The sequence below is a fragment of the Mesorhizobium sp. genome, from assembly GCF_005063415.1.
Lineage (GTDB): Bacteria > Pseudomonadota > Alphaproteobacteria > Rhizobiales > Rhizobiaceae > Mesorhizobium.
On record NZ_SUEG01000009.1, the window covers coordinates 57,294 to 76,154 of the forward strand.

Here is an 18,861-nt window from a genome sequence, read left to right on the forward strand (position 1 = left end):
CCGCCCAGGGCGCGTCGCATGTGTGCGCTGTGGGAGGAGACGCCCAGCACATTTCGTGTGAAGGCAACGCGGGCGTCCCGCTCGACCGCAACCTTTCTCTGCAATGAGCGCTTGGTCGCCGGTCGGCAGTTTCAATCGCGATGGCTCCGGCTCGTACCCATTATGGAGATCACATGTTCGTCCTGGCCCCCGATGCCGGCAATAGGTCTGCTTCGGAGTGTCGCCACGGAACTGGGCGACATGGTTGCGGTGGAGTAAGCGCCCTCCCCTGGGTTAACAACCCGGTCGGTGACGGCCGCGACCGCATCGACAACAACCGCAACGGCAATCAAGTCGTCGCTGAAAGCCCGCAAGGTATCTGTCACGAAATAGCGTGCCGGCGAAGCTCCGCCCTCGCGACGGGGATTCGTTGTAAGCCGATCGGACGGCAACGCCGGCCAGATGAGCGAGAACTTACCCTCGGTGTTGGTCTCGACCAGGCTCGACGTGTCAACGGTCGTCGGTAACTGCCGACTACGAGTCGAGGTCGTAGGGCTCGTGGCCCAGCTCGTTGTGATGAAGCGCCTCTGACATACACCTGATGTCGAACGCCTGGCCGCACGCAGGGCAGACGACGAAATACTCCTCCTCCCGAAGTGGCGATGCATCGTGGTCTTGGGGGATGGGGATGTCATTGTATTCGTCGGGCATTGGGTCCTCCGGGAACGCCGCCCGCCATGCTGGAACGCCTGCCGGCAGGATTTGTTTCAAAGTTACTGCGCCTAAGAAAAAGCCCTGGGCATCGATTGTGGCCCGATGTCCGGTTTCGACAGCGATGCCGTGCCACCAGGCAGTTCAAAGTGATTTTCATATGCAATCTTTGGTTACGGCACGGCCAAGAACCTGTTCCCGCGGGCGGCAAGGCTCGAATTCAACCAAGCATGCGCGGTCGAAAGAACTCCAATCCGGCAACGCACACTGCTAGGCCGAGATCGACTATGGAGACGAATGCCGAGGCCCGCCACTCCGATGAAAGGTGATCTGATGGGCATCAGCTGCGCAAAATGGCTCCGCAATCGGGCACCGGGGGTTGGGCTGTCGAAGCGCCTGTCTTGCCGGCAGCTCATCCAGTCGCTGGCGGCGCTGGCGGGACATCGTCAGCTATCTCCTGCCTGAGCCTTGGTCCTTTGCTGAGCCGGCGACCGAGCGCATCGACGAAATTGTCGTAGCGCTGCAAGCCCTTGGCGCGCGCCTCCGCTTGCGCCGATTCCGGCAAGGCTGGAGTCGAGTTGAGCCAAAACCGGACGAACAGTGCTAGCGTCTCAATAGCAATTCCGACGTCACGCTCGACCCGCTGCACGCGTCGATCGATCTGGTCGAGGCGGCGAGTTATCGCCGCTTGCTTTCGTTCTTCGGCGTCCGGCGACAGGAACGAGGCGAGCGCAGCCTCGGCCACCAGTGACAGCGAGACCTCGCGCCGCCCAGCGTAATCGGCGAGCGCGTTCATCACGTCAGGGTCAAGATAGGCAGACAAACGTCTTTTCTTGGCGTTCTTCATGCGCTCAAAGCTCAATGCCATCATTGGGGTCAAGGGCGGCCTGACGTGCTGCGCGTCTCATGGCTTGATCGACACTGCGGCGACGAACGGCGTCATCATCGAAATCGTCCCTGTCGAGGTTGAACTCATCGTCGCAGCGTGGCGTTCGCTCCGGCGCGATATCTTCGTGTTCGGGAAGCTCGGGCTGGCGGCGAATGCCGCCATTGGCCGGATCCTCGTCCTGCTGATCCCTGGCAGGCCTCAGCTTGCGAGATTTGCCTTCCGGCTCAGCAAGAAGTGTGGTGTCGGTCCAGTCGTCAGAGCGAGCGTTTTGCGTTGTCTCTCCGGTCCTTGGTGGCGGCAAGACACGCTCGGCAAGACGCGGGTCGGCAAAGTAGCGTGCCTTCTTCGCACGGATTGGGAACTGGCCCGAGATCATGATGATCGCATCGGTCGGCGGCAGCTGCATGATCTCGCCCGGCGTCATCAGTGCACGCGCCGTTTCCTGCCGCGACACCATCAGATGCCCGAGCCAGGGCGACAATCTGTGCCCCGCATAGTTTTTCATGGCGCGCAACTCGGTCGCGGTTCCCAGAGAGTCTGAGACGCGCTTGGCTGTCCTCTCGTCATTGGTGGCGAAGCTCACTCGCACATGACAATTGTCGAGGATGGAATTGTTCGGTCCGTAGGCCTTCTCGATCTGATTGAGTGATTGTGCGATCAGGAACGACTTGATGCCATAGCCGGCCATGAAGGCCAGCGCGCTTTCGAAAAAATCGAGCCTGCCGAGCGCGGGAAACTCGTCCAGCATCATCAAGAGACGCTGTCGATGATCCTTCGCGTGAAGATCTTCGGTGAGCCTGCGGCCGATCTGGTTAAGCACAAGTCGGATCAGCGGCTTTGTGCGACTGATGTCTGATGGCGGCACGACCAGAAAGAGCGTCGCCGGCCGTGTCTCCTCGACGAGGTCTGCGATCCGCCAGTCACAGCATGACGTCACCTTGGCCACAACTGGATCGCGGTAGAGGCCCAGAAAACTCATGGCCGTCGAGAGCACGCCGGAACGCTCGTTCTCGGACTTGTTGAGCAGTTCCCGTGCAGCCGACGCCACCACGGGATGCGGGCCTGCATCACCCAAATGCCGCGTGAGCATCATGGCGCGCAGCGTTGCCTCGATTGGCCGCTCTGGATCGGAAAGGAAGTTCGCCACGCCGGCGAGGGTCTTGTCTTTCTCCGCATACAGCACGTGCAGTATTGCGCCGACCAGCAGCGCATGGCTGGTCTTCTCCCAGTGGTTGCGCCGTTCCAATGTGCCTTCTGGGTCGACCAGGACATCCGCCACGTTCTGCACATCTCGAACTTCCCACTCGCCCCGTCGCACCTCCAGCAGAGGATTGTAGGCTGCGGATCCAGCATTGGTCGGATCGAACAGAAGCACCTGGCCGAAACGGGCCCGCCATCCGGCCGTCAGTTCCCAGTTTTCGCCTTTGATGTCGTGGACGATAGCCGAACCCGGCCAGGTCAGTAGTGACGGCACGACCAGGCCGACGCCTTTGCCGCTTCGGGTGGGTGCGAAACATAGCACGTGTTCCGGACCGTCATGACGCAGATAGTGTCGGTCCAACATACCTAGCACCAAACCATCCTGACCGATCATCCCAGCGGCCTTGATTTCGTCTCGCGTCGCCCAGCGTGCCGAGCCGTAGGTCATGGTGTCCTTTGCCTCGCGCGCACGCCACAGAGACATCCCGATCGCTGCGGCGATCGCCATGAGGCTTCCGCTCGCCGCAATCGCCGCGCCCTCCAGGAAGACCTTCGGCGCGTAGGCGTCGTAGAAAAACCACCACCAGAAAAAGGCTGGCGGCGGATAAACGGGCTGTCCAGCCAGTTCGAACCACGGTGGACCGAGTTGGCTTTGAAAGCCGAGCCGCCCTGCCGTCCACTGTGTCGCTCCCCATGTTGTCGCGACGACGATCAGAAAGGCGGTGAGGACCTGGCCCCATAAAACCTTGCTTGCCGGCAATCGTCGTTTCCCCAAATGGATGATCGGAAACAACCGAAAAGCTCGAATTCCTAAATCCGCAACACAAAAGGAGCGGTCGAAGCAGCAGAGCGTACCCGGACGTGAAAAGACTTGCCCGATGCGGTCTCGAATGGATGCCGAGCTAGCGCGACCAGGATTTGTTCATCGCCTCGCTGACCGTTGCTGAAATCCGCCGCGGGATTCTGGAGGAGCCGCGGGGCAACATGCCTCGACCGCCGGGAATGATCTCGGCGTTCTCTGTCGACGCACAGCCGCCGCCATGGCTTGCCGGAGAGCTTCAAAGCGCCGGCGACCGCCTCACTGCGCGTCACGACGAAAGTGTTCGTTCGAATGATGCTTTTCCGTGCCCTTGAGCGCAAGTTTTCGTCAGCCAGCACAGGGCCTCCTCTTACGCTCGCTGGCCGTCAAGGCCCGGCGGCCTCTAGCTGCCAATCTCCCCACAACCAAGCCGCTGGCCCCCCAGCGCGGGGAATGGGCATTGGAGACGAAGTGGCGCTTACCGCTAAGTCCGAAGGCGGGTGACAGATGACCGCGTCAGCCTCTCCATCCCGAGCTACGATTTCCCGCATTCGATCAGGCACAGCAAATCCAAGGTCAAGCGAGGCCAGCAAATCGAGCTTCGAGGCGAAGTCACCAGGATAGATGAAACAGCTTCAAGGTCGAGGCCGATGTATGCACAGCCGCTCAATCGGCTCCAATTCGCTGAAGGGATCGAGCGTGCCTTTGGTGATAATTTCAAGTACGACCCCAGCGCCGGTCAACTGCGCCAGGGTGGCGGAACTTTCAAGTTCATCTTGGCCGTGGCCCGGACTTGAGATCGATCTGACAGGTGAGACCCTTGGCCAGCCCTTATGTCCGCTGTCGTGAGGCGGACTGGCAGGGTTGGTTAGCGAAAAGCTCAAGTCGACTGGGTCAGCCTCGCCAGCAGGAGTGCGGCTGACTGCAGGTCTGCTGTCTCCAAGCCCTTCCCAAATCGCGCGAAAATTGGCTGGAGAAGTGCTCGGGCGCCCTCGCGTTGTCCGCGAGCGGCCAACAGGGAAGCAAGGTCGACAGCGGTCCGCAACTCCCATGCACGCGCGCCCTGACGATTGCTGAGTTCTAACGATCGCCGAAAACACAATTCTGCTTCTTCGTCGCCGTCAGCTCGCGAAGCCGCGAGAACATGGCTGCCTTTCACCCGCAGCAGCTCCGGCATATAACAAAGATCGCCGTTTGCTTCGATCTGCCGGATCGTCTCATCGATCAGTGACAGCGCTTCCGCGGATCGGCCTGTTGAGGCGAGGCCCTGAATGAACGCCATGTTGAGCGGCATGGTGAGCAATTCGTATGGCGCTGCGTGAAGCTCGGCAAGACAGCTTCGAAGGCTTTCGACACCGCTGCTTGCGTTGCCTCGACGAATGGCCAGCTCCCCTTTGAAGCCGCGCCCAAGCGCAAGATAGGGCCCGAGGGAATGAAATTCGGCGCGCGAGAAAAGACGATCGATGTGTTCCTCCGCGTTGTTCAGGTCGCCGACCCAGAGGAACACGGAAATTGCCCAGACGAGTGCAATGGAGAGCGTCAGCGGATGGTTCAGGACTTCCGCATCCTTGATCGTCAGGAGCGCGCGGTCCCGAGCCCGTTCCGGATGGCCTTGCAGCCAGAGTGTCCTTGCCAGAATCGCGCTGGCCAAAATCCTGCCCTCGAAACCGAGATAGTTCGTCGTGGTCCGGTCGGAGCGCGGCCCGTGTCGTAACGCCGCTTCAACCGCCGTCTGGGCACGATCGAGCTCTCCGTTGAGGTGTAATGAAATCCCCATCAGGGAATGCGCCAATGTGGTTGAGACAGAGTCCTCAAGGGTTCCGGCGATGACGGAACAGCGCTCGGCATAGTGCAGCGCAGACTTGAACTCTCCCCTACGCAGGTGGAACATCTGCAGCGGCCCAAGAATTTGAAGCTGATCGAGCGCATCGCCACGCCTGTCGGCAATGGCAAGGCTTCTGTTCAAAGCCACGCGCGCCGCATCCTTCCCGCCACGCGTGAACATCAGGGACACCCCCATGGCGGCCTGAAGACGCATCTCCTCCAAGCCGCCGCCGGTAGTGTCGCCGAGGGCAAGGACCGCCTGCGCCGTCCAGCGATGGCATTCGGCGAGCAAAGACATCGACAGAAAAACCGGAGCCGCCGCGACAGCCAGGCGGACGCCGACTTCAGTATTTCCGTCGGGCCCGAAGCACCAGTCCAGAGCCGCTCGCACATTGGCCAAGCCCGCTAGGTGAAGCGACCGCTGCACGGCGCTCGACAAAGTCGGCCACTCGGCTCGCGTCTCCTCCAGCCAGCGCAGGTAGTGGGCCGCATGACGTTCGGCGAGGCTCTCGAGTTCCGCATCGTCGACGTCCAGCTGAAGGGCGTAAGCCCGCGTCGTATCGAGCAGCCGGTAACGCATCGTCGCTCCGGCCGGCCTTGCCGCTATCATCGACTTGGCAACGAGGCTGTCGATGGCGCCAAACACGAGAGCGTCATCGATGGTCGCGCTCGTCACGACGTCCAGGACGGCATCAATCGAAAAATGACCAACGAAGACGGCGAGCCGACGAAGCAAATGGCGCTCGAGCTCGGATAGCAGCCCGTAGCTCCAGTCCAACGTGGCCTGGAGGGTCTTCTGCCGGGGTGGCGCGGTACGTTGTCCTGGCCACAACAGCGTCAGCCGCTCGTCGAGAAGTTCAGCGGTTTTCTGCAGGCCGTAACTCGCAACCCGTCCGGCTGCGAGTTCGATCGCGAGCGGCACGCCGTCGAGCTTGCGGCAGATAGCGGCCACGATGGCGGCGTCCGCATCCTGGAGGTCAAGGCGCGCCCCGCTCGCAGCGGCGCGTTCCAGGAACAGCTGGGTTGCAGGGAAGCTCTGCGCCACAGATGGGGCGAGGTCCTGATCGCCCGGCGCGCATAGAAGCGGCTCCAGCTTGTAGATGTACTCGCCTTCGACTTGAAGAGGCTCTCGGCTCGTTGCCAGCAGGTGGGCCTGCGGTGCAGTGGCGAAGATGCGGGCCGCCAGATCTGCCGCCGCGTCGATGACGTGCTCGCAAGTGTCGAGGACTAGGAGGATTCGCTTATGCGCCAGATAGGCGACCAGACCGGATGTCGGATCGTCGGACTGAAGAGGCAGTCCTACCATCGAGGCTACGGTCGTAGCAACCAGGCTGGGATCACTCAGCGCCCCGAGATCGACGAAATGTACGGCACCCGCGAATGCTTCGATTAGGTCATGGCCCACCGCCACGGCAACAGTGGTCTTGCCGACTCCACCGGCGCCGACGACCGTAACGAAGCGCGTGCGGGCCAGTTGCGTTGAAAGTGCGATAGTATCATCGGTCCGGCCGACCATTCGGATCAGGCGACTTGGCAGGTTGGCTTGCGGATAGCTGACGGCGACCTCGCTTTGCACCCTGTTTTGACCATCCACTCGCGAGACGGGGGCCACGAAGCAGTAGCCTCGCCCCGTCAGAGTGGCGATGTAGCGTGCCCCGTCCCTGCCGTCGCCCAACGCCTTTCTGAGGTTGGCGATGTGAAACCGCAGACTGCCTTCTTCGACGGTGACGTCGGGCCAGACCTGGGCCAGCAGATCCTTCTTGCTGACGATCTCGTTGGGGCGCGCAGCCAAGGCTGCCAGTATATCGAAAGAGCGCGTGCCGAGATTGACAGGCACGCCTTGCCGCAGCAGGAGCCGCTCACCCGCCGCAAGCGTAAAGTGACCAAACGATATCCTGTCGCTCGTCGGCGCGGCTGGCGATATCATGGCATCATTCTTCGTGTTTCCTGATGGCTAGGCAGATCTCGGGTTCAGGTCCAAGACCTGTGTCGCAGAAACTCCGATTTCGTCGAGCGACGATTTGAGGCAGGGCATGATAGCAGCCCAGCCCCAGTTCCAAGACGTGCGGTCACTGGCGAGCGCTAACACCGCATCATAGTGCATAACGGGTGCTCCAGGCGATCCTTCTCTATGTGTCGAAGCAGCAAGAACTTCCGCTGACCAGCCCAGGGAGAATGATGATGCCTGCACTGTCGTTATCGCTCGTGCCGCGCGACTCCCTCCGGACGCAAGCCCTTACCGTGTGCTTGCGCTCTCGTGGATAGCGAAGCCACGCGCAATTTTCCATCGATTTTCCAAGTGCCCTTTTGCAAGGAACACAGACATCATGAGCCGGTCTGAAAAGCTGTTGTATACCGCCAAAATCCGCACCACTGGCGGCAGGGATGGCACGTCGCGCAGTTCCGACGGTCGACTGGACATCAGGCTTTCCACGCCCGGCGGCCCAGGCGGGGGCACCAATCCGGAACAGCTGTTTGCGGCCGGCTGGTCAGCCTGCTTCGAGGGAGCGATGGCAATCGCCGCCCGCAAGATGAACATTATCCTGCCGGCTGGCCTCGCAATCGATGCGGAGGTGGATCTGAACGTTGCCGACGGCGCCTTCTTTCTCGGTGCGCGGCTCAATGTGAGCGTGCCCGGGCTCGACCGCGACGTTGCCCAGGCTGTTGTGGATGCGGCGCATCAGACCTGCCCCTACTCGAAAGCTACGCGCGGCAACATCGAAGTCGCAATCACCTTGGTCTAGCCCATCGATCACATTGATCGATCAAGCGTGACCACTCTCAGCAAAATGTCATTACGACAAGGCGGTGCACAAATGAACGCAGTCAGAACCCCGGAAAAAATCGACCATCATCGTCGTCATCTCTTCGGCATCGCTGCCGCGACGGTCGCCGCAGCGCAGCTCGGCGCGATCGGTATTGCGGGAGCGCAGGGCAGCGGGACGGAAACGACCGCTTCCCGCCCGGTTAAGCCGCGGACCTCGTTCTCCCCGCTGAAGCAGATCGACGCGGGCCCGCTGAACGTCGGATATGCCGAGGACGGTCCTGCGGATGGACCCCCGGTCATCCTTCTGCACGGATGGCCCTATGACATCTACAGCTATGTCGACGTCGCGCCACTGCTTGCAGACGCAGGGTACCGGGTCATCGTGCCATATCTGCGCGGCTACGGCACGACCCGGTTCCTGTCGGACGCAACGCCCAGGAACGGCCAGCAAGCGGCGCTTGCGTCCGACATCGTTGCCTTGATGAATGCGCTGAACATCCAAAAAGCGGTGATCGCAGGCTATGATTGGGGCGCGAGAACGACCAACATCATCGCCGCGCTCTGGCCTGAGCGCTGCAAGGCCATGGTTTCCATCAGCGGCTATCTCATCGGCAGTCAGGAGTTGAACCGGATGCCGCTGCCGCCGAAGGCCGAGTTGCAATGGTGGTATCAATATTACTTCGCCACGGAACGGGGACGGGCGGGTTATGAGAAGTTCACCCGGGATTTCGCCCGCCTGATCTGGGAGCTTGCCTCGCCGAAATGGGCCTTCGACGACGCCACCTTCGAACGGTCCGCTGCCGCATTCGACAATCCCGATCACGTCGCCATTTCGATCCACAACTATCGTTGGCGACTCGGTCTGGCACTGGGCGAGCCAGAATATGATGCTTTGGAAAAGAAGCTTGCAGCGTTGCCGACGATCGGTGTGCCGACGATCACGATGGAAGGCGACGCAAATGGCGCCCCGCATCCCGATCCGGCGGCCTACGCCAAGAAGTTCTCCGGCAAGTACGAGCACCGACTGATCTCAGGTGGTATTGGCCACAACCTGCCGCAGGAGGCGCCGCAGGCCTTTGCACAGGCGGTCATCGATGTCGGCAAGTTCTGACGATCCATGAAGCGGAGCTTTCCGATGAAACCTCATTATCTCCTGCCGTGTTTGGGTGCGATCCTTGCGTCATGCGGCTTCGTGGTGTTGGCCGGTTCGAATGTGGGTGCAAATCCGCAGGCTGCATCTCCGATCTATGGCGTCACCATTTCCGAGGGATATCGGCAATGGGAACTGGTCGCGCCGGCTGAGGAAGCAGAGCCCCTCAACGAGCTTAGGGCGGTCCTCGGCAACGCCGTGGCGATCAACGCATACCGCGAGGGAACGCTGCCATTCCCTGATGGGACCGTTCTGGCAAAGCTCGCCTGGAAACACGTCCAATCGTCCGAATTCGAATCTGCCTCCGTTCCTGGCGTGGCTACGACAGTTCAGATCATGGTCAAGGACTCGAAGAAATATGCCACCACCGGTGGATGGGGCTTCGGCAGATTTGTCGATAACAAGCCGGCTGACGAGGCCCAGCATCAAACCTGCTTTGCCTGTCATGAGGCGCGGGTCCAGGGCCATGACTACGTGTTCACGCGCTACGCGCCCTAACGGGCTCACTGGGAGTCTTTGTCTGAACGCCCTGCAGGGTAGGTGCCTTATCGAAGGAGAAAGTGCCATGCCGCAAAGATGGCTTGTCACCGGAAATTCGCGCGGCATCGGCCGTGCCCTCTCGGAAGCGGTGCTCGACGCCGGTCATCGTATGGTCGCGACCGCACGAGAGCCCGCGCATTTGGCTGACCTCACGGAGCGCTACGGCGATGCCATCCGAACGGTTGCGCTAGACGTCACGGACCCGGCTGCGGCACAGGCAGCCGTCCGCGTGGCCGTGGACAGCTTCGGTGGCCTCGACGTCCTCGTCAACATGCCGGCTATGGCAACGTCAACTCAGTCGAGAATATGGACCTGGACGATTTCCGCAGGGAGATCGAAACGAACCTGTTCGGGACGATCATCGTGACCAAGACGGTCATCCCAGTCATGCGCGAACAGCGCGCTGGCCACATCATCCAGTTCTCGTCGGTCGGCGGACGCGTGGGCGCGCCAGGTCGCGCATCCTATTCGGCCGCCAAGTGGGGCGTTGAGGGTTTTTCCGAAGCGCTCTCCCTGGAAATGGCGCTGATCGGCGTCAAGGTCACCGTCATCGAACCCGGAGGCTTCCGGACCGACTTCGCGGGCTCCTCGACCTCGCTGCGGGAGGGCCGGCCCGAATATGACTCGGTCGTCGGCGCAACCGCCAGGCTGCAACGCGCATACAACAACCATCAGCCCGGCGACCCGGCGCGGGCCGCGCAGGTGATTCTCGAGATCGCCGCGATGAACCGCCCGCCGCTGCGCCTACCGCTCGGTAGCGACGCCGTAAAGGTCATCGAGCAGGCCGATCTCGCGAAGCTGGAAGAACTCGAGAGGTGGCGCGGGCTGAGCATCTCAACGGACTTTCCGCAAGAGGTCCGTTCCATCGCGGGTTCGGCCGAGGGACACTCTGAAACGTCCCCGCTTTTGGACTTGCGTCCATCCCGATGAAATAACCACTCCGACCAAAACCATCGAAAGGATAGATGATGAAGAGATTGCTGGCAGGATTGACGCTCGCCATGGCCTTATCGGGCAACACCTACGCGCAGGCCGAAAAGCCCGCCCCCGTTAAGCCCACCGTCGTCCTGGTTCATGGCGCGTTTACTGACGCATCGAGTTGGAACGGCGTCGTCAAAATCCTCGAGAAGGACGGCTTTTCCGTAGTGGCCGCCGCCAATCCCTTGCGGGGTGTTGCCAATGACGCCGCGTATATTTCCGATGTCCTTTCAAGCATTGGGTCGCCTATCGTCTTGGTGGGGCATTCCTATGGCGGCTCGGTCATCAGCGAGGCCGCCAAGGACAATGCCAACGTCAAGGCACTGGTCTATGTGGCGGCGTTTGCACCGGATGCCGGCGAAACGGCTGCAGGGCTGGCGGGCAACTTTCCCGGCAGCACGCTCGGTCCCACCCTTGCTCCGCCGGTTCCGCTTTCAGGCGGCGGCAAGGATCTCTATATCCAGCAGGACAAGTTTCGCGATCAATTCGCAGCGGACGTTCCCGTTGCCGAGGCGAAGCTGATGGCCGCGACGCAGCGACCCATCACGGAAGCGGCGCTGAACGAGCCCCAGACCGCGCCGGCCTGGAAGAAGATACCCGCGTTGTTCATCTATGGGAACAAAGACAGGAATATCCCTCCGCAGGCTTCCGCATTCATGGCTGCACGAGCGCACTCGCGAGAAACCGTCGTAGTCGAGGGGGCCTCACACGTGGTGATGGTTTCAAATCCCGAACCCGTCGCGAGGCTGATCGAGAGGGCGGCCGTGCACTAGCTGGCCGTGCCTTGCAGTGAGGCGGCGCCTTCGATCTTGCCGAGTTCTGGCTTGTTTTGTCAACAATAGGAAATGTTGAAATAAGGCAGTCGTAATGACCCGGCAGGGCGGGCCAGAGGTGATGGAATTTGTCGAACGACCGGAACCTGTATCCGGTCCCGGCCAGGTGCTGGTCGAGATCGCTGCAGCGGGCGTGAACTTCATGGATATCGGCGTGCGACACGGCCTAGCGTGGACAGAGAGGCTCGACCCGAAGATTCTAGGCGTGGAAGGTGCCGGGCGCGTCGTGTGAGTTGGTGACGAAGTTGGGAACGTCCGAGTTGGGGACCGTGTTGCGTGGGTCTACGCGCCAAGGGAGCTATACAGAGCGGGCGGCCATACCGGCCGATGCTCTGGTACCGTTTCCCGACGAAATCGACGACCGCACCGCGGCGGCTGTGATGATGCAGGGACTTACTGCCAGCCATTTCGCGACGGATTTCTATCCCGTACAGCCCGCCCACATAACGGACGGGACCGCAAAGGCTCGTGTTCCGCGATCACGGAGTTACCTGAATTTCCAGCTCCGTTATTATTCCCGGTGGCGGACCCAACCCGCTGGGCCGGCGTCTACTAGGCATCTATCCCAACTGCCGCCAATGACGCCGGCCACTTGCCGCGGCCGCAGTGACGCCGGCGGTTAAGGCCTTCGCGCATGGGACTAACACTTCGCGATTGCTATTGGTTTTTCCGCGTGGTCCAGGCGGCCTTCGCCGGCCGAAATGGGCTCTCCAACGTAAACGCGTCTGGCAAAATTCCCTTTTCGACCTGCGCCCATGTGACTGGAGCGGCTATCGGAAAGCTTGAACGGGCTCGAGGCGAGTAAGCGCCGACAGCTGTGTTGCCGCGGCCATTGCGGAGGTAATCCAGAAAGATGCGCCCACAACGAGCCGACGGCGCAGACGACAAAAGATAGCGATCGGGATGCTTGCTGACCAAGTGCTGCGCCAGCTTTCGGGCATACTGCCGGGCGGCGTCGTGGGTGATCACGGCCTGCAGAGGCGCCATCACATGCAGGCCCTTGCCGCCGGTCACCTTCGGCCAGCTATCGAGTCCTTCCGAACGCAGCATGTCCCGGACCTTCAGAGCCGTCTCGACGATCATCTCCCATTCGACCCCTTCGCCAGGATCCAGATCGATGACAACCCGGTCGGCATGCTCGATATCATCGATGGTGGCGTTCCAGGGATGCAACTCGACAGCGCCTATTTCCACCAAGCCAAGCAGGCCATCAAGATCATCGACCCACAGCCTCACGCCTTCTCCACCCTCGCGCTTCTGAACACGCAGTTGGTGCACGGTATCCGGAATGTCGGGCAATCTGCCCTTATGATAGAAGGTGACCCCGTGCGAGTGGCGAACCAGCTTGAGCGGGCGTCGGCCGAGGTGGACAAGCGCCTTTTTGGCCACCTTCGTCCAATAGCTCATCAGCTCCTCGTTCGACGGCACCAGAGCGTCGGGCAGCAGTTGCAGAATGTTCTCGCGAGGGACGCCCAAACTTTCACTGGACGGCCGCGTCTTGCCGACCAATGGCGCACCGGCTGCTGGGCTCAGATCGTCGCGCAGGCCTTTGAACACGGCTTCCCGCAGCAGCCCGTCATCGGTGATGCCGCTATACTGGATTTCGGCCTCGACTGCCGGCTGCACCCAAGTCGCCTTGGGCTTGTCTATCGGTTCGGCGAGTGGAGATTTACTGATGATCAATGGGTCCAGCCGTTCGCGCACTCGTAGTGGATGCGATTGCCCTTGCGACGGCCGAGATAGAGCGAGGCAATCCTGCGCGGCCTGGCGCCCAGTTTTTCAACGAAGGCAACAATCGGAAAATTGTCGCTCTTGATGCATTTGAGCTTGAGCCAGCTCTCCTGCCTGCCGGAGCGATAAGGGGAATCCGCGTGTTTCGAGACAATACCCTCGAGGCCCATTTCGCACGCGTGCTCGAACACGGTTGGGCCATCGCCTTCCAGATGATCCGCATAGACGAGTGCCGCGGGCGCGTCTTTCAACAGACGTTGCAATGCCCGCTTGCGCTCGAGGAGCGGAGCATCACGCAGGTCTCGGCCGTCAAGGTGGAGGAGGTCGAACGCGTGGAAGACCAACTTGGTCGACTCGGCCTTTCCAAGTTCCCGGCGTAGCGCCTGGAAATCCGGACGCCCGGTGGTGCCGAACACTGTCGCTTCGCCATCAATGATTGCCCGCTTCGCTTTTAGCTCAGCCGCAGCGCGGACGATGGGGCTGTATTTGTCGGTCCAGTCGAAGCCGTTGCGCGTGAACGCCTGCACCGCACCTTGCTGGATGATCAGCTCCGTACGGTAGCCGTCATACTTGATCTCGTGAATCCATCCGCTGCCCTTGGGCGGCTTCTCGACCAGCGTGGGCATTTGGAACGCGACAAACGACAGCCGGCCAGCGCCAAGCTCGGTAAGCATGCACCCGCACTCCAGACACTACAATTTGATTCAATATCGCTGGTCCGAATCGGTTCCGAAACAAAGGTGCCGGTTCAGGCGGTGTCAGCATTCTCGCCAACTTATCAATCTCTTGACGAGCGCCAAAGCCGCCCCAGACTCATGGACATGGCTTGGAAAATTGAGGACATCAATGTCGGCGACGAGGTGGCAATTGCCGTCACGGTCCTGAAGCTGCTCGACGACGGCAGAGCTAGCGTCAGCATCCCCTCCTACGGATTTCCGCATTCTATCCCAGCACCGAGGAAGGTCAAACCGGGTGACGAGTTACAGCTAACAGGCGAAGTGGCGCGCGTGGACGAGGAGGATCGGACAGTGACCTTGAAAGCGGGAACGCTGATCACCGTCGATGCGGACACCATCACGGCCTGGACACCGAATTCGCGCAGAAAGATGGCTGTGCTCCGAGGAGGCGGATTAAAACAACAACGAGGCCGGCTACAAAGGCAAGGAGCTTGATCGGCCGATCAAGCCATCGGTCGCTCCGCCGAACTGAGCGTCCAGCAAGCCCGAAAAGATCGACCAGAGTTGGCTGGCCTCATTTAGGCGATCGTCCACTGCATGTTGGAAGCGCGATGGACCCGCGGGAGCTGATGGCGGCCGACAACATGACACAGAACGAAATGCCAAGAGTCGAGGCACGAATTGCCCTGGCTTGCCCGACGATGCGCGTAGGCGACCTTGACCATTGCTCGGCAGGCACCAGGATTGTTGATGGAGGCGGCCTCAGGGATGAAACGGATCAGGACCGACAACATCGCCACAGGGTACAGGGTAAGCCGTGCGACAGGCCCGTCGACGACGAATCAAAACACTTCGTCTACTGCCCGGTCTGTGAACAGACATTCGATGCACGCGATCTGGGCCAGGTGTTTCATCATGCCGAGCCGCAGCACCTGCCGCTTCCCATGGAGCACTAGATCTCGCGCTCGAGGGCAAGTCTCAAGACGCGCGCGCCAAGGGAATCGAGATCACATTGTCCGTGTCAATGTCAGGCAACGAAGATCATTGGCAGTTGCCGCGTCACGGCCATCCTCTCGGGGGTCGACTTCATGCGATGATCTGATAGCCGGCCGATTTCGATCAGAATGTCTCCGAGATGATCTTGAGCAATTCGCACATGGTATTACTCCTCCCTGCCCCTCGCAGATCGCCATCGCACGCGCCATGATGCGCCTGGGCTGAGCTTGACGATCGCCTGACTTGCGCCTGAGTGCTTCACAGTGCATGGGCTGGCCTTCGCCGGTTCGCATAGCGATTGAACAAACATGCCCTGCCGGCGTGTTGCCGAGCGAGGAAGCCGCATTGCTGCTTTACGTCGAGAGCCAGTGCACGAAGGCATTTACCGACCTGTCGAACGGCTGACTCGGTTTCCAGATCAAGCCAGTGACTAAGCCTCAAAGCTTTGGCCTTAGATCACGGCTCAACAGACGCGCTTCTCTCAAGATCGAGGCATGATCGAGCCCGATCAGCGAGGCGATGTCGCGTATTTGCTGCTCAGTAGCACCTGACTTCCGCGCAAGGGCGCGTCGGCGTCGGTCCCAGCATCGAGCGGCCCAACCGCCCCCAGTGGTTCAGCACCACGTGATTGGGCACGGCAATGGGTGGTCGTCGCGCAACCTCGCGGCCATTGCTCCCGCCACCTTGTTAATGGCGCTCGACCGTCCGGCTATGCCGTCGCGGCCGAGATGCTTGATCATCGCCCAGGTGGCGAAGTCACGTCCCTCGCGAGAGTTCCGGCACGTAGTGTGTGGGGTCGCACTCGTCCTGCGAGGCCGGCGGCCTGAACGGCCGAGATCTACCCTGCACATCCATGAGCCCGACGCTCTCGACAAGGCGATCATCCAGACTGTCGAACCGCCGACCCCCAGCCCGAATTAAGAAGGGCTCACAGCTCCGCGCATTGCGGGACCCGCCAGAGCATTGGTCCTGCGTACAGGCGACGTCGGGAACAACCACGGCTTGACTTGGTTGTTGGCGCCATCTCCGCGAGGAGAGATCGGCGCAGGACAAGCCCTCATGCGCTGATTGGGGTCCGCAGGCCATTGCTGGATTTGGCAGGCGGACCCTTGCTTCGCAGGCTTACATGCTTCGGCCGCAGCGGAATGAAGCCAAGCTCTTTCGAAGTCGCCAGATCAAGGCGTTAAGCTCGGGATCACTCGTGCTGACCACGGACAAAGCATGATCCCAGCGGCGTGATGATCACTCGAAGGGTTCACAAGCAAAGGCCCATTACAGCAGCGGACTACTTGCGACGGTCGAAACTCACGAACAGCCCATGGCAGTTGCTGCCTCGACAATCGCGTCGGATAGTTCGTCGTCAGATGCCACCAGATCAGGCGCGGCCGCTCGTGCTTTGTTTAATGCGGCTGTGATCGACACGGTATCACTATGGTCCGCCCTGTTGAGCACTGCGGCGATAGCCTGTTCTACAATTGGACCAACCCTTTGGACGATACCCACCACCTTCCCCCCCGGGAACGCAAGAGGCAATGATAACGTGTCTGAGGCCTGGGTGCAACCGACGCGTGAACCGCGTCGAATTGGGTCCGGCACTGGGGCGCAATGACAGGAATGTTTGGGCAGAAATTCTGGGCGGCGATCAAATAACTGGCCCGCGGACGATCGCGGAGCCGATTGGAAAGATAGCCGATACGCCGCGATAATGATCAGCTCTTTTGCTGGCCAGCCCGATGACCAGGGCCCTTTCCCTGAGGGTAGTACAGCTGGCTTAGTTGCGGAGGCGTTAACGGACGTGCTTCAATGCCTTTCTCTAGAGAGTAAGGTCAATGGCTGTGATCTTATCGCGGGCGTAGATATACCCGACGCTTCCGTTTTCGGGGTATACCGCCGGGACGTGCCAGTTAGCGAAGCGCTACGGGGAAGGTACATCCCTCAAGGGGCCACCAAAGTGCTGGATGGCGAATGGGAGCCTCATCGCCTCGTCATTGTCGAATTCCCCAGCCATTGCCCTGGAGGGTATCATGCCCACCGGTGAAAGGCCGGATTCGTTAATATTTCATCCTTAGAAACGGGCTATGAAACCCGGGCACAGCGCGCTTTAGGGCTAGCTGTCCCAAGCAAAAACCGCCGCACCCTTCGGCACCGGCGGGCGATCCAGGGTTCACGAGGCCCGGGCTTTGAAGAGATGCGTATGCCCCGGTGCGCGGATCACGGAGACCTAGTAGCCGCCAGCAGGCATTATAACCAGCACGGTTGGAAAGAATTTCCTACTATGATGAGGATGCAAAAATGGAGCGTCTGTACGCCATTCGAAGGGTCAAGGATGGGCTTTGGGAGGTCTACGACACAGACGATGACAAGGTTGTTTTCACCGATGGGGTGGCTTTGACAGATTTGTCGGATGAAGAGGCACTCGATGCCTTGGAATTACTAAAAAGCGGATTCCTGGTCGTGAGCAATCCGCCAAAAGTCGGTTGAAGCGCTCTCCTAGATGCCCACCTTTGGGTTTGCTTGCACGCAACTCCGAGGAGTTGACTTACGCTATTTAGACACAACTTTGGCCGCGAGCAGCCGGCGTCATCCTACTACGAATGACCGACCCCTTTTGTGACGCCCGCAATTGCCTCAAACTCATTCGCATGGTCATCGAGGAGAAGTGCCCGCCCGGCGTGTTGCCGAGCGAGGAGGCCGTCTTGGGACTTTACGGCCCATTGCCCATCCATGAGGCCGAGGCCCTTGCCAAAGCAACGGTCGACCGGCTGACCCGATAGGCTTACTTCTCATCGCCGAAACCCTGCAATGAAGCGCTGCGTATATATTTGTGCTCGCCGGGGAGGTGCTTGACGCGCAGCTTGGCCTCCCCCGGCTCGACCCACTGCGTCGCCGGTCGCTTCTTGATACCCTGCGGAGGCGGGCCGGCATGGTCTTGGACCCGCTTCCACAACCGTTCCTTCATCTCGCGACCCAGACTGATGAAGTCCGAACCGACATATTTCCCGGTGCCTGGCTCCGCCAGCAGGCGAATGCGGCCTTGCCAGGCTCCCGTTCGACGCCAAGCAGACCGTATTCCTCGACTGTGAGCTCTTTGTCTTCAGCCAGTTCGACGTCGGGCCGCTGCGATACGGGCTGTCGGCGCGCTTGGAAACGATCCCCTCGAGCCCCGCCTGGCCGGCGAGATAGAAGATCGCAAGCGATTCGCTGAAATAGATCCTGCTGTTCGGCTTGATGATCCCGAACAGGATCTCGCGGCGCCTTGCAGCCGACGTCGCGCAGATCGTGGCCGTCGAGATACATGATGTCGAAGGCGCCGAGGATCATGGCGTAGGGATCGCTGTGGACGGCCTTCTGCAGCGCGTCGAAGTCGGGCAGGCCGGCGTCGTTGGTGACCACCGCCTCACCCTCGAAAATCGCGTTCTTGACCTCGAGTTCGCGCGCGGCTTCGATGAGGCCGGTATACTTGCTCGTCCAGTCCGCGCCGGACTTGGTGAAGGCGCGAATATCGTCGGGGCTGTTGATGACGATCTGGGTGCGGTAGCCGTCGAGCTTGATCTCGTGAATCCAGTGCTCACCCTCGGGCGGCTTTGAGACCAGCTTGGGCTCCATCGGCGGAATGAACTCGAGGCGGCCGGCGCCGGTACTTACAATTTTACGCACCCAGTCAACACTAGGTACAAAGCTTATATTAGCCAGAGTGAACGGAACGTGATTCCGCGCGGCTTCAGCAACGAAGGTTCCGCGAGTGGATAAAAAAAGCCCGCCGCACATAAGTACGGCGGGGCCGATC

The 18,861-nt window shown here is 60.7% G+C and carries 15 protein-coding genes and 4 pseudogenes; 12 read left to right on the forward strand and 7 right to left on the reverse strand.

The genetic code is table 11. The features are described from left to right. Window positions 1-513 precede the first annotated feature (513 nt). The 3 genes from E5W70_RS04875 to E5W70_RS04885 all read right to left on the reverse strand — a co-directional run bounded on the left by E5W70_RS04875 (window position 514) and on the right by E5W70_RS04885 (window position 3,539). A complete protein-coding gene (locus tag E5W70_RS04875) occupies window positions 514-690 on the reverse strand; it encodes a hypothetical protein (protein WP_292654622.1) in 177 nt (58 codons plus the stop codon). 412 nt (window positions 691-1,102) lie between these two features. Continuing rightward, window positions 1,103-1,537 carry a CopG family transcriptional regulator gene (locus tag E5W70_RS04880; protein ID WP_292654624.1) on the reverse strand — a complete coding sequence of 145 codons (435 nt, stop codon included), beginning with the start codon at window positions 1,535-1,537 and terminating at the stop codon, window positions 1,103-1,105. 4 nt (window positions 1,538-1,541) lie between these two features. Continuing rightward, the gene (locus tag E5W70_RS04885) at window positions 1,542-3,539 is read right to left on the reverse strand and encodes a conjugal transfer protein TraG (protein ID WP_292654627.1); all 1,998 of its coding nucleotides are present in this window, start codon (window positions 3,537-3,539) and stop codon (window positions 1,542-1,544) included. A 125-nt stretch (window positions 3,540-3,664) separates the two neighbouring features. On the opposite strand from E5W70_RS04885, the pseudogene E5W70_RS04890 reads away from it, so the two are divergent. Both E5W70_RS04890 and E5W70_RS04895 read left to right on the forward strand, forming a co-directional pair. Next, a pseudogene (locus E5W70_RS04890) lies at window positions 3,665-3,760 on the forward strand (VapC toxin family PIN domain ribonuclease); the annotation flags it as partial. A 318-nt stretch (window positions 3,761-4,078) separates the two neighbouring features. After that, window positions 4,079-4,375: a hypothetical protein gene (locus E5W70_RS04895; protein WP_292654630.1), complete on the forward strand. Its 297-nt coding sequence runs from the start codon at window positions 4,079-4,081 to the stop codon at window positions 4,373-4,375. Between the two features lie 83 nt (window positions 4,376-4,458). Here the strand turns inward: E5W70_RS04895 and E5W70_RS04900 are convergent, their stop codons facing one another. Continuing rightward, window positions 4,459-7,329 (reverse strand): winged helix-turn-helix domain-containing protein, encoded by a 2,871-nt coding sequence (locus E5W70_RS04900; protein WP_292654633.1) that lies wholly within the window; start codon window positions 7,327-7,329, stop codon window positions 4,459-4,461. Between the two features lie 400 nt (window positions 7,330-7,729). Here E5W70_RS04900 and E5W70_RS04905 point away from each other — a divergent pair, with 400 nt between their 5' ends. The 6 genes and pseudogenes from E5W70_RS04905 to E5W70_RS04930 all read left to right on the forward strand — a co-directional run. Next, window positions 7,730-8,146, forward strand: a complete 417-nt coding sequence (locus E5W70_RS04905) for an organic hydroperoxide resistance protein (protein ID WP_292654636.1) — start codon at window positions 7,730-7,732, stop codon at window positions 8,144-8,146. Window positions 8,147-8,218: 72 nt separating this feature from the next. Continuing rightward, the gene (locus tag E5W70_RS04910) at window positions 8,219-9,280 is read left to right on the forward strand and encodes an alpha/beta hydrolase (RefSeq protein WP_292654662.1); all 1,062 of its coding nucleotides are present in this window, start codon (window positions 8,219-8,221) and stop codon (window positions 9,278-9,280) included. A gap of 24 nt (window positions 9,281-9,304) precedes the next feature. After that, complete coding sequence (locus tag E5W70_RS04915) at window positions 9,305-9,817, forward strand: cytochrome P460 family protein (protein ID WP_292654638.1); 513 nt, start codon at window positions 9,305-9,307, stop codon at window positions 9,815-9,817. A gap of 67 nt (window positions 9,818-9,884) precedes the next feature. After that, window positions 9,885-10,789: pseudogene (locus E5W70_RS04920) on the forward strand (SDR family NAD(P)-dependent oxidoreductase). Between the two features lie 71 nt (window positions 10,790-10,860). Beyond that, window positions 10,861-11,610 carry an alpha/beta hydrolase gene (locus E5W70_RS04925; RefSeq protein WP_292654665.1) on the forward strand — a complete coding sequence of 250 codons (750 nt, stop codon included), beginning with the start codon at window positions 10,861-10,863 and terminating at the stop codon, window positions 11,608-11,610. Window positions 11,611-11,704: 94 nt separating this feature from the next. Continuing rightward, a pseudogene (locus E5W70_RS04930) lies at window positions 11,705-12,107 on the forward strand (alcohol dehydrogenase catalytic domain-containing protein); the annotation flags it as partial. A 220-nt stretch (window positions 12,108-12,327) separates the two neighbouring features. Here the strand turns inward: E5W70_RS04930 and ligD are convergent. Beyond that, a pseudogene (gene ligD, locus E5W70_RS04935) lies at window positions 12,328-14,075 on the reverse strand (DNA ligase D). On the opposite strand from ligD, the gene E5W70_RS04940 reads away from it, so the two are divergent. The 4 genes from E5W70_RS04940 (at window position 14,028) to E5W70_RS04955 (ending at window position 17,555) form a co-directional block, all read left to right on the forward strand. Continuing rightward, window positions 14,028-14,573: a hypothetical protein gene (locus E5W70_RS04940; RefSeq protein ID WP_292654668.1), complete on the forward strand. Its 546-nt coding sequence runs from the start codon at window positions 14,028-14,030 to the stop codon at window positions 14,571-14,573. The pseudogene ligD and the gene E5W70_RS04940 sit on opposite strands and share 48 nt — an antisense overlap. A gap of 116 nt (window positions 14,574-14,689) precedes the next feature. Continuing rightward, the gene (locus tag E5W70_RS04945) at window positions 14,690-15,034 is read left to right on the forward strand and encodes a hypothetical protein (RefSeq protein ID WP_292654640.1); all 345 of its coding nucleotides are present in this window, start codon (window positions 14,690-14,692) and stop codon (window positions 15,032-15,034) included. 1,745 nt (window positions 15,035-16,779) lie between these two features. Further along, window positions 16,780-17,112: a DUF1330 domain-containing protein gene (locus E5W70_RS04950; RefSeq protein ID WP_292654642.1), complete on the forward strand. Its 333-nt coding sequence runs from the start codon at window positions 16,780-16,782 to the stop codon at window positions 17,110-17,112. Window positions 17,113-17,366: 254 nt separating this feature from the next. Beyond that, a complete protein-coding gene (locus E5W70_RS04955) occupies window positions 17,367-17,555 on the forward strand; it encodes a hypothetical protein (protein WP_292654645.1) in 189 nt (62 codons plus the stop codon). Between the two features lie 295 nt (window positions 17,556-17,850). On the opposite strand, the gene E5W70_RS04960 is transcribed toward E5W70_RS04955, so the two are convergent. Together E5W70_RS04960 and E5W70_RS04965 are read right to left on the reverse strand one after the other, a co-directional pair. Then, window positions 17,851-18,033 (reverse strand): hypothetical protein, encoded by a 183-nt coding sequence (locus E5W70_RS04960; RefSeq protein ID WP_292654647.1) that lies wholly within the window; start codon window positions 18,031-18,033, stop codon window positions 17,851-17,853. Then, window positions 18,030-18,861: hypothetical protein (locus E5W70_RS04965; protein WP_292654649.1), on the reverse strand; the 832-nt coding region annotated here is incomplete at its 5' end. The genes E5W70_RS04960 and E5W70_RS04965, both read right to left, overlap by 4 nt.

What these genes read in the sequence shown, in the direction of transcription:
- E5W70_RS04875 (WP_292654622.1), bottom strand. Translation starts at nt 690, where the DNA reads ATGCCCGACGAATACAATGACATCCCCATCCCCCAAGACCACGATGCA.
- E5W70_RS04880 (WP_292654624.1), bottom strand. Translation starts at nt 1,537, where the DNA reads ATGAAGAACGCCAAGAAAAGACGTTTGTCTGCCTATCTTGACCCTGAC.
- E5W70_RS04900 (WP_292654633.1), bottom strand. Translation starts at nt 7,329, where the DNA reads ATGATATCGCCAGCCGCGCCGACGAGCGACAGGATATCGTTTGGTCAC.
- E5W70_RS04905 (WP_292654636.1), top strand. Translation starts at nt 7,730, where the DNA reads ATGAGCCGGTCTGAAAAGCTGTTGTATACCGCCAAAATCCGCACCACT.
- E5W70_RS04910 (WP_292654662.1), top strand. Translation starts at nt 8,219, where the DNA reads ATGAACGCAGTCAGAACCCCGGAAAAAATCGACCATCATCGTCGTCAT.
- E5W70_RS04915 (WP_292654638.1), top strand. Translation starts at nt 9,305, where the DNA reads ATGAAACCTCATTATCTCCTGCCGTGTTTGGGTGCGATCCTTGCGTCA.
- E5W70_RS04925 (WP_292654665.1), top strand. Translation starts at nt 10,861, where the DNA reads ATGGCCTTATCGGGCAACACCTACGCGCAGGCCGAAAAGCCCGCCCCC.
- E5W70_RS04945 (WP_292654640.1), top strand. Translation starts at nt 14,690, where the DNA reads ATGGACCCGCGGGAGCTGATGGCGGCCGACAACATGACACAGAACGAA.
- E5W70_RS04950 (WP_292654642.1), top strand. Translation starts at nt 16,780, where the DNA reads ATGATCAGCTCTTTTGCTGGCCAGCCCGATGACCAGGGCCCTTTCCCT.
- E5W70_RS04955 (WP_292654645.1), top strand. Translation starts at nt 17,367, where the DNA reads ATGGAGCGTCTGTACGCCATTCGAAGGGTCAAGGATGGGCTTTGGGAG.
- E5W70_RS04960 (WP_292654647.1), bottom strand. Translation starts at nt 18,033, where the DNA reads ATGAAGGAACGGTTGTGGAAGCGGGTCCAAGACCATGCCGGCCCGCCT.